Origin of the sequence: Actinomycetospora aeridis, assembly GCF_037400275.1 — a bacterium.
GTDB classification, from domain to species: Bacteria; Actinomycetota; Actinomycetes; order Mycobacteriales; family Pseudonocardiaceae; genus Actinomycetospora; species Actinomycetospora aeridis.
In genome coordinates, this window is record NZ_JBBEGL010000006.1 from 329,923 (window position 1) to 343,239 (window position 13,317).

A 13,317-nucleotide genomic window follows, 5' to 3' on the forward strand; every position below is an offset into this window, starting at 1 on the left:
CGTCGTGGCCCGATCGGTCTCGGAAGTGGCCATGTCGATCACTCAGATCATGTCGGAGGGTGTCGGGAGAGGGCGGGTGGGCTCAGCCCATCCGCACGACCGCGGAGGTGCCGAAGCGCTCGGCGACGAGCTCCTTGACCCCGCGCGGGAAGTCGCGCTCGCAGGCGAGATGGGTCGGGGTGACCTTGCGCAGGGCGTCGGCGTCGCCGGCGAACGCCGCGGCGCACAGCTCCGGGGCGACGTTGGCGAGCGCCAGGATGCCGCCCGCACACCCGAGCGCCCCGACCATGTGGATCAGCGCCGGGTTGCCGGTCCACACCGGTCCGGCGTAGGAATCGGCCGTCGCGAGCAGCCGCGTCGGGTCGCCCGAGGAGTCCTTGACGCCCGCGACGGGCAGCGAGGGCAGCATCTCGACCGGGATGCCGGGCGGGGAGACCGCCGGGAAGTGGTAGGCGAGCACGGGCGTCGAACCTGCGGCGGCGGCCACCTCGCGGTAGTAGCCGGTCGGGTCGACGAGACCGCGCGGGGTCCGCGCGATGACCGCGTCCACGCCGGTGTCACCGGCGCGGGCGGTGAGCCGCGCGGCCTGGTGGGTCGACGACGCCCCGGTGCCGCCCACGACGACGGCGTCCCCGACGGCCCCGCGCACGGCGCTGAACAGGGCGAGGCGCTCGTCGTCGTCCAGGGCGTCGGCCTCGCCGGTCGTGCCGGCGACGACGATCGCGTCGGCGCCCAGCTCGACGAGCCGCGCGGCCAGCCCGGCCGTCGCGTCGGCGTCGAGCGCGCGGTGGTCGTCGAAGAGCGTCACCAGGGCGACGCCGATGCCGGTGAAGACGGGTTCCATCTCTCGCTGTCTCCTCGTGGGGACGTCGGTGCGGATGTGTCAGTGGGACTCGCGCGGCACCTCGGCGCCGCTGTGGCCGACCAGGAAGTCGAGGTCCGCGCCCTGGTCGGCCTGGAGCACGTGCTCGGTGTAGAGGCGGGTCCAGCCGCGGGTGCTCGGGGTGACGGGGGCCTGCCACCGCTCCCGGCGCCGGGCCAGCTCCTCGTCGTCGACGTGCAGGGTCAGCGCGCGGGCCGGGACGTCCAGCTCGATCTCGTCGCCGGTCTCGACCAGCGCGAGCGGTCCTCCGACGGCGGCCTCGGGCGCGACGTGCAGGACGACCGTGCCGTACGCGGTGCCGGACATGCGGCCGTCGGAGATCCGCACCATGTCGCGGACCCCGCGCTCGAGCAGCGGCCGGGGCAGCCCCACGTTGGCGACCTCGGGCATGCCCGGGTAGCCGCGCGGGCCGTTGTTGCGCAGCACCAGCACCGTCGACGGATCGATGTCGAGCTCGTCGCTCACCGCGCGGTACTCCTCGGGCGACTCGAACACGAGCGCACGACCCCGGTGCTGCTGCAGGTCCGGGGACGCCGCCGACTGCTTGATCACCGCGCCGTCGGGCGCGAGGTTGCCGCGCAGCACGGCCGTCCCGCTACCGGGCGGCGCCATCGGCCGGTCGATCGCCCGGATGACCTCGCGGTCCCAGCACGCGGCGTCGGCGATCGCGTCCTTGACCGTGCCGCCGGCCACGGTGGGACGTCCGAGGTGGAGCAGCTCCGCGATCTCGGCCATCACCGCGGGCAGCCCGCCCGCGTAGCAGAAGTCCTCCATGAGGAACCGCCCCGAGGGCTCGAGGTCGACCAGCGTCGGCACGTCGCGTCCGAGCGCGTCGACGTCGTCGAGCGAGAACGGGACGCCCAGGCGCCCGGCGATCGCCTGCAGGTGGATCACGGCGTTGGTGGAGCCGCCGATCGCCGCGTTGACGCGGACCGCGTCCTCGAACGCCTCGCGCGTCATGATCGACGACGGCCGCACGTCGGCCTCGACGAGCTCGACGACGCGCTGCCCCGCGCGCTGGGCGGTCTGGTCGCGGCGGGCGTCGACCGCGGGCCACGTCGCCGAGTACGGCAGCTGCATCCCCAGCGCCTCGGCGAGGCACGCCATCGTCGACGCGGTGCCCATCGTCATGCAGTGCCCGGGCGAGCGGGCCATCGCGCCCTCGGCGACGGCGCACTCGGCCTGCGTGATCGTGCCGGCGGCGAGCTCCTCCTCGAAGCGCCAGACCTGGGTGCCCGACCCCAGCCGGCGTCCCTGGTAGCGGCCGGACAGCATCGGCCCACCGGTCACCATGATCGCCGGGATGTCCACGCTGGACGCGGCCATGAGCAGGCCGGGCGTCGTCTTGTCGCAGCCCGAGAGCAGCACCAGCCCGTCGAGGGGGTTGGCGCGCATCAGCTCCTCGGCCTCCATCGCCAGGAGGTTGCGGTAGAGCATCGCCGTGGGGCGCAGCAACGTCTCCCCCAGGCCCGTGCACGGGAACTCCCGCGGGAACCCGCCGGACTGCCACACGCCGCGCTTGACCGCCTCGGCGACGCGGTGCAGGTGCGCGTTGCACGGCACCAGCTCCGACCACGTCGTGGCGATGCCGATCACCGGGCGCCCGTCGAAGACCTCGTCGGTGACGCCCTGGTTGCGCATCCAGGAGCGGTGGATCATCCCCGACCGGCCCTCGGCGCCGAACCACGCCGTGCTGCGTCCGCTCATGTCGTGCCTCCCGCGCTGCTCAGATGGGCGCGCACCCACTCCTCGACCTCGACGACGTGGGTGGTCGCCGCGGTCCAGGCCGCGAGCGCGTCGCGGGCCCGCAGGGCGCGCAGGATCGCCACGTGCTGGTCGTGGGTCCAGGACAGGACGTCGTGCTCGACGATCGCGCGCCAGATCCGCACGCGGGCGGTACGACCGGCGACCGCCGCGGTCAGCGAGGCGAGCGTCGCGTTGCCGGCCGCCGCGGCGATCGCGGCGTGGAACTCGAGGTCCTCGGCGACCAGGCGTTCGGGCTCGGCGAGCCCCTGCATGCGCGCGAGGCGTTCCTGGAGGTCCTGCAGCGCCGCGTCGTCGATGCGGGTCGCGGCCAGGGCCGTGGCGCCGGGCTCGAGCACACGGCGGCACTCGAACAGCTCGGCCACGCCCTGGTCGCCGGCGAGGTCGAGGAACGTCCCCGTGGCGGCCACCAGGCGGTCGGGGCGCAGGTCGGTCACGAACGTCCCGCTGCCGCGGCGGACCTCGAGCACCCCGGCGCCAGCGAGGGTGCGCACCGCCTCGCGCAGCGACAGCCGCGAGACGTCGAGGGCGTCGGCCAGGTCGGCCTCCGGCGGCAGGCGCTCCCCCGCCGAGAACTCGCCGTTCTCCACGCGGGCGACCAGCGCCCCGATCGCCCGGTCGACGACGCTCCCCGTGCTCGTCATCGCACTCGTCCCGCTCGTCCCGCCCAGACCGGGCCGTCGGGGAAGCGGTACGCCTCCCGCGAGGCGGCGAGGATCTCCGCGCTGTAGCCGGGCCGGGTCGGGGGCAGGTAGGACGCGCCGCGCATCCGGACCGGGTCGGCGAAGTGCTCGTGCAGGTGGTCGACGTACTCGATCATCCGGTCCTCGCGCGACCCGCTGACGGCGACGTAGTCGACCATCGAGAGGTGCTGGACGAGCTCGCACAGCCCGACGCCGCCGGCGTGGGGGCACACGGGGACGTCGTGGGCGGCGGCGAGCAGCAGGACCGCGACGGCCTCGTCGACGCCGCCCGGTCGCGCGGCGTCGAGCTGGCAGACGCCCATCGCGTCGGCCGCGAGGAACTGCTTGAACATCACCGCGTTGTGCGCGTGCTCGCCGGTGGCGACGCGGGTGGGGGCGATGGCCCGGGCGATCGCGGCGTGGGCGAGCACGTCGTCGGGACTGGTCGGCTCCTCGAACCACCAGATCTCGTACGGCGCGAGCGCCTCGGCCCACCGCACGGCGTCGGCGGTGCCGAGCGTCTGGTTGGCGTCGATCATGAGTCGGCGTCCGGGGCCGATCACCTCGCGGGCGAGCGCGCAGCGGCGCACGTCGTCGGCGAGGTCACCGCCGACCTTCAGCTTGACCGCGTCCCACCCGGCGTCGACGGCCTCGCGGCACAGGCGGGCGAGCTTGTCGTCGTCGTAGCCGAGCCAGCCGGCGCTGGTGGTGTAGGCCGGGTAGCCCTCCTCGCGCAGCCGGGCCTCGCGCTCAGCGCGTCCGGGGACCTGCTTCTCGAGCATCTCGAGCGCGGCCTCGGGGGTGAGCGTGTCCCGCAGGTAGCGCCAGTCGACGAGGTCGACCAGCTGCTGCGGGGTCATGTCCGCGAGCACCTTCCACACCGGCTGCCCGACGGCCTTGCCGATGAGGTCCCAGCCGGCGTTGACCACCGCGGCCAGCCCGAGCTGGATCGTGCCCTTGGCCGGTCCGAGCCAGCGCAGCTGGCTGTCGGCCTGCAGGTGCCGGGAGAAGCCGCCCGGGTCGGCGACGAGCTCGGCGACCGGCCACCCCCGCGCCCGGCGGCCGATCGCCTCCGCGGCCGCGACCGCGAGCTCGTTGCCGCGCCCGATGGTGAACGTGAACCCGTGGCCCTCCAGGTCGCCGTCGGCGTGCAGCACGACGTAGGCCGCCGAGTAGTCCGGCGCCTCGTTCATGGCGTCCGAGCCGTCGAGCGCCCGCGACGTCGGGAAGCGGAGGTCGGTGACCTCCACGTCGACGATGGCCCCGTCCATCGGCGGTCCTCTGATCTCTCGGCGCATCAGCGGTAGTTGTGGTGCGTATCACCGCTGTCAGGTCACCGTGCCAGCGCCAGACATCAGATGTCCAGAGCTACTCGAGGGCCGGCACGATGGCTTCGATCAGGCGCGGGCCCGGCTCGGGCCCACCCCGCAGATCGACGTGGGCGCACTCCACACGCTCAGAGCCCACGAAGGCGACACCGACCTGCCGCGACACGGAGACGCTGGTCCGGTGTCACCGTATGCTCAGGCGCGTGACGAGCATCGAGCTCGAGGACGCCACGGCCGCCGCCCTACGGTCCGCCGCCGCGAGAGCCGGTCTGAGCGTGGACGCCTACGTGCGGCACCTGCAGGTCCAGGACTCGATCCGCCAGCACGCGGCGTGGGAAGTCGAGCACGCCGACGAGGCCCTGTGGGCCGCCGAAGAGGCCGAGGCCGCGCAGGCGGAAGCGGGCGCCGCCTGACGGCCCACGAGGGGGCCTTCTGCACACGCCTCGCGAGGCTCTGGGCCATCTGCGCGAACGCCGCGGTCATGTCGACGTCGTCCACGGGATGATCGTCGCACGGTCGGTAATCCTCGCCAGGTGTGGCTTTGAATACCCCGCGGTCCCGACTTAGACACGCCAACCTCGGGCCAGGCGCCGAGTTGAGTAAGGCAAATACAGCGCCTAACTCGCATCGACGTGCGAACGAGCGCCATCTACCTCACCTCACTCACCTCACCCACAAGCATTTCCAACAGACCCGTTCGACTCCTATCACGGGGCTACATGGCGAGGCCAACCACTTGCACGATCACGCGCTGAGTCGAATTTGCGAGTAGTCATTGAAATCCATGCCTCGACGAGCCGCCAGACCAATCTTGCCCAGCGTCAGTCGTCCTCAGGCTGTCGCCTACCGAGGAAGTAGATCTTAAAATCCTTGAACGGCTCGGTCTTACGTAGCTGATCGAGATCGGGATCAACATCTAGAATCCAGGACCGATCTGATTCTTCGAATCCTCCATCGCCACATTCGACAGCCTTCTCGAGCTCGATCACGGCCGCGTCTGCTATGCCGCGTACCGCATCCCCCGTGTGCCATTCCAGTAGGATCGCAATGACACAGGCTGCGTTGTAGTGCTCGTGCCAGGTCCGAATTCCACCACTTCGACCAAACTTCTCTCGGATCCAACCCACTAAGATATCAGGGCTTTGCGGCCACCCAGAATCCATAAGAGAGGTCAACCCGGGAGCGAGGACACACTCATCTACCGCAAATAGAACAGAATTCTTCGACTTCTTGAGCCACCGAGTGTCCGAGTTAATTTCGCCAATAGCGAGCGCAAGGCGAAGTATGGCGCGCGGTAGCAGCAGCTCAACAGATCGTCTCGGGGTGACGTCCTCAAAAGATCCCCTCGTGAAACGAAAGATTGATTGCTCAGAAATAAGGTGCTCCACCTCCCACATGCCGATCATGGAGAAGAATAGCCGAACTCCCGCCCTCCGACACTCGCGCTCCCTGGCGTCCGTGATACTTTCGACGTTCACTTCGAGATACTTCTCGGCTTCCAGTTCGACACGGTGCGATATGCCTTTGAACTGCTCCTCCATGCGAGAGATGGGGACAGCATAGGCGATCTTCATTCTGTTAGCGAGCGAACGCCTGACATCGCCGAGTCTGTCTTGCCGCAGACCTTTGCCAGATTCCTCACCAGCGCCTTCGTTCGTCGGCCACCACTCTGCGCTCAACTGATGCCCAAGTCCCAGAAGCAGCGCGAAACGATACCTGGCAACAAAGACCGTGGGGTCCTCCGAGTCGGGCCGACGAACCCGCCGACGGTCGGACCAGCGGCGATCGACGTTCTCATCCGGCTCGCTGGGATCGGTTGGAGGCGGACCGAAGCGTAGGTTCGCCAGCCGCTTGTCGCTGCGAGCTGCTCGGGTCAAGATCGCATCGTAAGTCTCGAGGGCTTCGAGGAAATCGTTCTTCTGCTCAAGCAGCTTCCCTCTCTCGAGTCGGAGCGCAAGATTGGATCTATCGTGGACTCGAGCCGCTTCCAATGTGGCTAGAGACTTCTCAGGCGAAACCCTGCTCAGGCCCTTCTGATGTTCTCGATAAAGCGCAAAGAGCTCGGGATCAACGCTAAGGCCTTGACGCTCGGACCACGGCGCAGAGCGGGATTGCTTGGTGCGAGGAAGTATTACGGAACATATCCAATCAGTGGCGCTCCCGACCACCTCATCCCAGTTCGATCCCCTGAAGACTTGTTGAGGAAGCGCCAGGCGAGGAGCTCGAGTAAGCTCGACTTTCAACGCGACTAGAGCATCGTCGCCCTCGGCCTCGAGGAGCGAGCACATTACTTCGTAACTAGATCGCGGACTCAAGATTTGAGGAAACCGGAGAACGGCGCTCCAAATGCCGTCTGTGCGAATTCCCGTATCCTCCACAACCTGGACAAAGTCGCGAGCCCGCCCGGGCGACGGAATAGCGGTCGATCCATACAGCTGTGTCTCCATTAAACGCTGCTGCAGCTCCGCCCCGACGTACTCCGCTAGCGACGATTCAGACGTTGAGTTCCGGCCTTCTGGGAGAGCAGCAGGACTCGTATAGTCACGGACGTTGTGAAGAAGTATAGGACCAGGTCGATGGGCGAGAGTCTCCAACCGGAGACGCCAGTACGCGTGGACTGTCAGTCCTGTTAGCCCTGCCGGTATGACGATGGAAGCAAGCGAGCTCAACATCGCCTCGACGGCGGAATTATCTATGGACGTGGTTCCAATAAGGGCGTCAGCCTCAAATCGGAGGAGTACGATCCAACCGAGGAGCGCTATTAGTGACACAGCGAGACGGATCGCCCACTTTGCACGCTGAGTAGGTGGTAGATCAGAAGGTGTCCTGCGCGACTCTCCTGTCATCCTTGGCCGCCACTCTTGCGCCTCGCACGAAGGATGACGAACGGCGCCTGTAGGGCCGCTCCGAGCGCAACCCACAGTACAACGACGACGCTCTCCACAATGGCGTTCGCCAGAAAAGCCACGCTGATCGCCACCGTTATCGTGGTTACCAACGGCAACATAGGAACACGGAACGTGCGTGGCAGATCAGGTCTTCGGTATCGAAGCACTGCGGTGCTAATGGCCAAGATCGCGAACGCAAAGGCGGTCGCGAGGTTCACCACCGTTGTTAAGAAATCAGTATCGAAACCAAACAGCATGATCGGCACCCATAGGATCGAAATTCCACCCGCTAAGAGGCAGTCCCTGCGCAAGATTTGCCTCTTGTGTCGCGCCGTCAAGACTTTACCTGTAGTCCTAGTCAAGATGCCGTCGCGGCGAATGGCACGAAAAATGCGACTGAGCCCGAAGAGCAGGACAACGACTCCAGAGGGAAGGCCGAGAGCTGCTCCGACATAGAAGACGTACGAGATCCAGGAGACGCCTGTCGCTGCAATTAGTGCGTTCAGGTCCGCGTTGACCCCCAGCCTGAACGCTAGCCCGATGTTCACACTAATTAGTGCCAGATAGATCCCCGCGGAAATCGCCAGCGCTACAAGAATGGCGCGAGGGAGGTCGCGGGGCGGGAACCGCGCTTCCTCGGCCGCCGTACCCACCGCATCGAAACCGATGTAGGCGAAGTAGAGCAGAGCAAACGCTGGTAGGACCTCTAGAGTTTCGGGATGTACGTCTACCCTGTTGACAAGTTCGGTGTGAGGGGCAAGGGCGAGGTAGGCGCCCACGACTGCCGCAATCAACAGCGCGACGACCTTCAATGCTACTGAAGCGCCAATCACGACGAAGAGCGATGACGATCTTAGCCGTGAGCGGTCGACAACACTCAGAATGAACGTTGTCCCTAGAAGGAGTAGAGTCGCTAAGATGGCGACGTTGAACGACGTCGAGTCGTTCGGCGCGCTAAGAGGAGATTCAGAAACATAGCGCGCCCAACTGATCGCGACAAAGGTGGTGCCGGCCGAGTACTGCAGGAGAAGCAACCAGCCCACCAGCCACGCGCGCAATTTACCGAGTGTCGCGTAGGTGTATGTGTAGACACTCCCCCCAACGGGGACGATTGACGCCATCTCAGCAAAGCAGATCGCTGCCCCAAGACACGCGATGGCAGCAAGCACAAGAGCAATCCCAGTGGTTAGAACCCCACGCTCGTCGACTGTACTGCCAATGACATTGAACGCACCCGAGCCAATGATGACGGCGAGGCCGAGAGGGATGAGGTGCCGGCGAGTTAGTCTTCGCTCAACCCCCGAGACATCTCGGATAAGCTCTTCCACAGACTTGCGAGCACTCGCCTCCTTCCGCATCGCACTCCACAGACCTCGAGGCTGCGGACTTCCATGCTGGGTGGCTTGATCCCCCATTGCGACTCACATCTCCCCCGCAAGAGCCCTATCGCGATCCGTCCCAAACGATGCTTGCCTCTAAGAGCTCGCGCCCTCGACGGTCCGCACTGGACCTCGAGTTGATCAACTCGAAGGCGCGTAGGCGCCGGTAACGACGACGCGGGCGTGGCGATCCGAAGCCCATGGCGGGATAGTCGGACTCGTCGCTCAGAGCGTTACGCCAAGAGAGCTAGAGTCGTATCGCGGTGAGACTGCGCCGCTGCGCTCTGCGGACGCCGACACAAGCCTGACAGTTGGGCCGAAGGTAGCCCTGGCGCCTGAGTCGTTGGTGCAGTTGGCTCAGAGGGGCGCCCGTGCGCTAGGCGTCGCCCTGTTCGCCGTCCTCCTGACGACCATGGCCGCGATCCTCGCGTGGTCAGTGTGGCGGTCCGCTCTCGGCGAGACCGCGCTCCGCGTCGGGCTGGGCTCTGCCGCCCTCACACGGCTCCCTCAGCTGCGTCGCCGCGATCTTCGGTGGCCTAACCGTCCGCATCGCCGACATGGGCGGGGGCGCTGACCTCGTCGCCGGCACCTACACGGGGTCAGTTCGTCGCCCTCGGCGCGTGCGCGCTCCCGAACATCGCCATGATCGCGGGGATCGCGCGGGCACGCCTCGGATGGGACTAGCGCTCACCTGGCTGATCGCGGTCGGCGTCGTGGCCGCCGCCGCTCGCGTCATGGCGGTGTTCGCGCTCGACGGCCCGGCCCGGCTCTACGTCCCGCTGACCCTCGTCGTCCGGGTCGTCGCCCTGGCCGCCATCCTGCTCACCCGACCACGAGCCGCGACCCGGGAACGGTGACGACGGTTCACAGCTCGAGCACGGCCCGCAGCGCGTTGTCCACGGCATCCACCTGTTCCGAGGTCACCTCACCCAGGCGCTCGGTGAGCAGGGACCGGGGTGGCCGGTCGAGGAGGAGCACCGACGCCCATCCCCACTCCGTCGCGACGGCGAGCAGCGAGCCCGGATCCGAGTCCAGCACGTGCAGGGCGTAGCAGGTGGCGACGTCGTCGCTCTCGTTCAGCACGTCCGCCGAGACGACCAGCCGCTTGTCGGACTGACCGCGCCGGCCGAGCAGGCCGCTGTAGCGCCAGACCTCGCCCCTACGCATCCCGGGCGGCGGCCTCGTCCTGCGCGTCGGTCTCGTATCCAGGATTCGCCGCGAACCACCGACCGTGCGCCTGCAACGCCTCACGCAGTTCGTCCTGGCGGACCAGCCGCTCGAGGTAGCCCGACGCTCCCCCGCGCGTCTGCTCCCCGCGCTGCCGCACCCGCCGCGCCACGGCCTCGTCGAAGCTCACGGTGATGCGCTCGGTCATGCGCACGATGGTACGCAGCCTGATGCACGCCCGGTGGCTCACGACCGGGGAGTTCAGCGGTGTGCCGTCGTGATGCGGATCGTCGCGCCAGGCGTCTCGCCATGTACCACCGTGCGCTTGGCGGCGACGATGCGATCGATCCGTTTCGTCGTCGGCCTGCGGGCGGCCGTTCCAGCGCCGGAACCCGATGACGCCTCCGAGCGCATCGAGGGTCGGCTTGACGAGGTTGTCGAGGTCCCAGGCCTCGTTCGCCCTGGTCGGCAGCGGAAGGCGGAACTCGAGCTCGACCTCGAACCGCCCGCCGTCCGGTACCTCTCGCGTTCCGACCGCCTCGGCGACGGCCTCGCGCCACGCTGCTTCTCCCCGCGTGGCGAACGTGGCCGGCCTCGCGCGTACGTCGACCAGGATGTCGTCCACGGTCCCTTCCCTCCAGCTCGCCACGAATGGGCGCCCGGCCCCCTGGAATCTCGCCCGGAGCTGGGACATAGCCTCCCTGAGCCAGGGGGGACCGCATGTCCGATCACAAGACCGGTGGCCGCGTGGGTGCGTCGTGAGCGATGAATTCATCACCGACGGACCGTTCACCTTCACCGTGGGCGGGAGGACTTACGTCGGTCATTTCGACGGCTCCTTCCTCGACGCCGACGGCAACCACATCCCGCACGAGGTGGGTGTCGCCCTCTATGAGGCATCACTGCAGGACGACCCGGCCCCCGTGCCCACCGGGAGGAGCGCCGTGACCGGCGAGCAGGTCTTCAGCGTCAGCGGCACGACGGCGGTGCGAGCGCCGCGGTCGTCCATGGGCGAGTCCGAGCTCCTCGAGCGCCACCTCCAGCGGTGGGTCAAGGAGTTCCCGAGCATCCTCGGCGAGGACGTGCTCATCGTGACCGAGGAGTTCGACCGCTGGACGACGGCGTCGGGCGATGCGGCCGCCGACCGCCTCGACATCCTCGCCCTCGATCCGGACGGGCGGCTCGTCGTCGCGGAGCTCAAGCGCCACCGCGCTCCCGACGGTGTCCTCGTGCAGGCGCTGAACTACGCCGCGATGGCCTCGCGGTTCGACCTGTCGCTGCTCGCGCAGGCGCACGCCCGCTTCCTCGCCAAGAACGGCGAGGAGGTGAGCGCGGAGGAGGCCGGTCAGAGGCTCCGTCGCTGGGCGCCTGACGTCTCCGACGAGACGCTCGCGCCGTGCCGGATCGTCCTCGTCGCCGAGGACTACAGCCCGGTGCTGACCAACACCTGCATGTTCCTGCTCGAGGCCGGCTTGGACCTCCGGCTGATGCGGGTCGGCCTGCACGAGATGCCCGGCGGCACCCACGCCATGACGGCGAATCAGGTGATCCCCGTGCCGCAGGCGAGCGACTTCATGGTGCGGCCCAACAACGAACGGGGACGAGCATCGGGCGGGCGCGGTAACCCGCGGACCGAGCGCCTCGTCGAGAGCGGCGTCATCGCCGACGGCACCGAGCTCACCATCACGGTGCCGAACGTCGGCGAGGACCGAGCAAGCATCGAGGCGTGGCTCCGGGAGGACCCGGAACGCCTGCGGACCACGTGGCACAACGACGCCCGCGAGCCGATCCGGTGGGAGCTCGACGGGTCGCGGTGGCCCATGCGGGGGCTGATCCGGGAACTGATCACCAGGGCGACCGGCGAGCCGCCCCGGACCGGCATCTGGGGTCCGAACTGGCTCGTGGCACCCGACGGCCGCACCGTCGCCCGCATCGACCGCGACCTGCGCGAGCACGACGAGGAAGGGACCGCATGAGCGCGATCCACTCCCCGATCCGCCTCGCGAGGTCGGAACGGCCGACCGTCGCGGTGGGCGCGGCAGGATTCGAACCTGCGACCGACGGCTTGTAAGGCCGGTGCTCTTCCGCTGAGCTACGCGCCCCGGTCCGGAGCGAACGGGGACTTCCGCCGCATAGAAGCAGCGAACAGCACGTTCGCTCCGGAGGCGAGGGAGTTGGTTACCCCGCCAGCTGCTTGAGCGCGTCGCGCCAGCCCTGCTGGTCGCGGGCGTCGCCGGGCCCGTTGTGCTCCGCGAAGCGCACGACACCGTCCTTGTCGACCAGGAACGTGCCGCGGAAGGCGAAGCCCAGGTCGGAGCTGAAGACCCCGTAGCTCTCGGCCACGGCGCCGTGGGGCCAGAAGTCGGACAGCAGCGGGAACTCGTAGCCCTCCTGCTGCGCCCAGACCTTCAGCGCCCAGGTGGTGTCGCACGAGACGCCCAGCACCTGCACGTCGTCGTTCTGGAACGACGAGAGGTCGTCGCGCACCGAGCACAGCTCGCCGGTGCAGATCCCCGAGAAGGCGAAGGGGTAGAACACGAGCAGCACGGCCCGCTCGCCCCGGAAGTCCTTGAGGGAGACCTCCTGCCCGTCCTGGTTCTTGAGCGTGAAGTCGGGGGCCTGCGAGCCCACCTCGACGGTCATCTCGACCTGTCTCCTTGTCCGTCCGGGTCACCGAGAACCCGGTCAGCGTATCGAGGAGCGCAGGTCAGCGACGTCGCTGGGCGGACGCCTTCGGCGGCACGAGCCGGGTGGCCACCCAGCCCTCGGACAGGCTGATGTTCGAGGTCTGCGAGAGCCCGGCCGTCGGGGCCGCCTCGGCGATGTCGGAGGGCTCGACGTGGCCGTCGTTGCCGGTCTTGGGCGTGAGCACCCAGATGACACCGTCGTCGGTGATCGGCGAGCGCGCGTCCATGAGGGTGTCGACGAGATCGCCGTCCCCGTCACGCCACCAGAGCAGCACGACGTCGACGACCTCCTGGGCGTCCTCGTCGAGCAGGTCCTCGCCGCAGCGTTCCTCGATCGACGATCGCACCTCGTCGTCGACGTCGGAATCCCAGCCCAGCTCCTGAACGATCGTGCCCGGCTCGATGCCGAGCTTGCCGGCGAGATCGGACTTGTCCGAATCCCCCGTGGCCGCCACCACGCGCTCTGCCTCCTCTTCGACCGGGGGCGACGTGCGGCGCACGTCACCCGGAAGCGACCAGCGAACACGGCTGCCGGTGA

General features: G+C 68.2%; 13 protein-coding genes and 1 tRNA gene. 3 read left to right on the plus strand and 11 right to left on the minus strand.

The annotated features are described in order from the left end of the window. Positions 1-82: 82 nt before the first annotated feature. From WCD41_RS22820 to WCD41_RS22835, 4 genes are read right to left on the minus strand one after another with little or no spacing between them, the layout of a single operon-like run. The gene (locus tag WCD41_RS22820) at positions 83-844 is read right to left on the minus strand and encodes a dihydrodipicolinate synthase family protein (RefSeq protein ID WP_337716741.1); all 762 of its coding nucleotides are present in this window, start codon (positions 842-844) and stop codon (positions 83-85) included. Positions 845-883: 39 nt separating this feature from the next. Then, positions 884-2,590, minus strand: coding sequence for an IlvD/Edd family dehydratase (locus tag WCD41_RS22825; RefSeq protein ID WP_337716742.1), 1,707 nt, complete (start codon positions 2,588-2,590; stop codon positions 884-886). After that, positions 2,587-3,291 carry a FadR/GntR family transcriptional regulator gene (locus tag WCD41_RS22830; RefSeq protein ID WP_337716744.1) on the minus strand — a complete coding sequence of 235 codons (705 nt, stop codon included), beginning with the start codon at positions 3,289-3,291 and terminating at the stop codon, positions 2,587-2,589. Before WCD41_RS22830 ends, WCD41_RS22825 begins: the two co-directional genes overlap by 4 nt. After that, the gene (locus tag WCD41_RS22835) at positions 3,288-4,601 is read right to left on the minus strand and encodes an enolase C-terminal domain-like protein (RefSeq protein WP_337716746.1); all 1,314 of its coding nucleotides are present in this window, start codon (positions 4,599-4,601) and stop codon (positions 3,288-3,290) included. The genes WCD41_RS22830 and WCD41_RS22835 overlap by 4 nt, the downstream gene beginning before the upstream one ends. 260 nt (positions 4,602-4,861) lie before the next feature. Between WCD41_RS22835 and WCD41_RS22840 the strand changes: the two genes are divergently transcribed. After that, entirely contained in the window at positions 4,862-5,071 is a 210-nt protein-coding gene (locus WCD41_RS22840) for a hypothetical protein (protein WP_337716748.1), read from the plus strand. A 408-nt stretch (positions 5,072-5,479) separates the two neighbouring features. Here WCD41_RS22840 and WCD41_RS22845 read toward each other — a convergent pair whose 3' ends face one another. After that, the gene (locus WCD41_RS22845; RefSeq protein ID WP_337716750.1) at positions 5,480-6,535 is read right to left on the minus strand and encodes a hypothetical protein; all 1,056 of its coding nucleotides are present in this window, start codon (positions 6,533-6,535) and stop codon (positions 5,480-5,482) included. 965 nt (positions 6,536-7,500) lie between these two features. Continuing rightward, positions 7,501-8,904 (minus strand): APC family permease, encoded by a 1,404-nt coding sequence (locus WCD41_RS22850; protein ID WP_337716752.1) that lies wholly within the window; start codon positions 8,902-8,904, stop codon positions 7,501-7,503. A gap of 695 nt (positions 8,905-9,599) precedes the next feature. On the opposite strand from WCD41_RS22850, the gene WCD41_RS22855 reads away from it, so the two are divergent. After that, a complete protein-coding gene (locus WCD41_RS22855; RefSeq protein ID WP_337716754.1) occupies positions 9,600-9,782 on the plus strand; it encodes a hypothetical protein in 183 nt (60 codons plus the stop codon). Positions 9,783-9,789: 7 nt separating this feature from the next. On the opposite strand, the gene WCD41_RS22860 is transcribed toward WCD41_RS22855, so the two are convergent. Together WCD41_RS22860 and WCD41_RS22865 are read right to left on the minus strand one after the other, a co-directional pair. Further along, complete coding sequence (locus WCD41_RS22860) at positions 9,790-10,092, minus strand: hypothetical protein (protein ID WP_337716756.1); 303 nt, start codon at positions 10,090-10,092, stop codon at positions 9,790-9,792. Continuing rightward, positions 10,085-10,717, minus strand: a complete 633-nt coding sequence (locus WCD41_RS22865) for a RusA family crossover junction endodeoxyribonuclease (RefSeq protein WP_337716758.1) — start codon at positions 10,715-10,717, stop codon at positions 10,085-10,087. Before WCD41_RS22865 ends, WCD41_RS22860 begins: the two co-directional genes overlap by 8 nt. Positions 10,718-10,850: 133 nt before the next feature. Here WCD41_RS22865 and WCD41_RS22870 point away from each other — a divergent pair, with 133 nt between their 5' ends. Then, positions 10,851-12,068, plus strand: a complete 1,218-nt coding sequence (locus tag WCD41_RS22870; protein WP_337716760.1) for a hypothetical protein — start codon at positions 10,851-10,853, stop codon at positions 12,066-12,068. A gap of 54 nt (positions 12,069-12,122) precedes the next feature. Here the strand turns inward: WCD41_RS22870 and WCD41_RS22875 are convergent. From WCD41_RS22875 to WCD41_RS22885, 3 genes are all read right to left on the minus strand, one after another. Then, a tRNA-Val gene (locus tag WCD41_RS22875) sits at positions 12,123-12,194 on the minus strand. 76 nt (positions 12,195-12,270) lie between these two features. Then, the gene (locus WCD41_RS22880; protein ID WP_337716762.1) at positions 12,271-12,735 is read right to left on the minus strand and encodes a peroxiredoxin; all 465 of its coding nucleotides are present in this window, start codon (positions 12,733-12,735) and stop codon (positions 12,271-12,273) included. A 64-nt stretch (positions 12,736-12,799) separates the two neighbouring features. Then, positions 12,800-13,234 carry a DUF3052 domain-containing protein gene (locus tag WCD41_RS22885; protein WP_337717017.1) on the minus strand — a complete coding sequence of 145 codons (435 nt, stop codon included), beginning with the start codon at positions 13,232-13,234 and terminating at the stop codon, positions 12,800-12,802. Between the last annotated feature and the right edge of the window lie 83 nt (positions 13,235-13,317).

Bases quoted from the DNA above. Each gene is read 5' to 3' on its own strand.
- WCD41_RS22820 (WP_337716741.1), bottom strand. From the start codon at position 844: ATGGAACCCGTCTTCACCGGCATCGGCGTCGCCCTGGTGACGCTCTTC.
- WCD41_RS22825 (WP_337716742.1), bottom strand. From the start codon at position 2,590: ATGAGCGGACGCAGCACGGCGTGGTTCGGCGCCGAGGGCCGGTCGGGG.
- WCD41_RS22830 (WP_337716744.1), bottom strand. From the start codon at position 3,291: ATGACGAGCACGGGGAGCGTCGTCGACCGGGCGATCGGGGCGCTGGTC.
- WCD41_RS22835 (WP_337716746.1), bottom strand. From the start codon at position 4,601: ATGGACGGGGCCATCGTCGACGTGGAGGTCACCGACCTCCGCTTCCCG.
- WCD41_RS22850 (WP_337716752.1), bottom strand. From the start codon at position 8,904: ATGCGGAAGGAGGCGAGTGCTCGCAAGTCTGTGGAAGAGCTTATCCGA.
- WCD41_RS22855 (WP_337716754.1), top strand. From the start codon at position 9,600: ATGGGACTAGCGCTCACCTGGCTGATCGCGGTCGGCGTCGTGGCCGCC.
- WCD41_RS22860 (WP_337716756.1), bottom strand. From the start codon at position 10,092: ATGCGTAGGGGCGAGGTCTGGCGCTACAGCGGCCTGCTCGGCCGGCGC.
- WCD41_RS22880 (WP_337716762.1), bottom strand. From the start codon at position 12,735: ATGACCGTCGAGGTGGGCTCGCAGGCCCCCGACTTCACGCTCAAGAAC.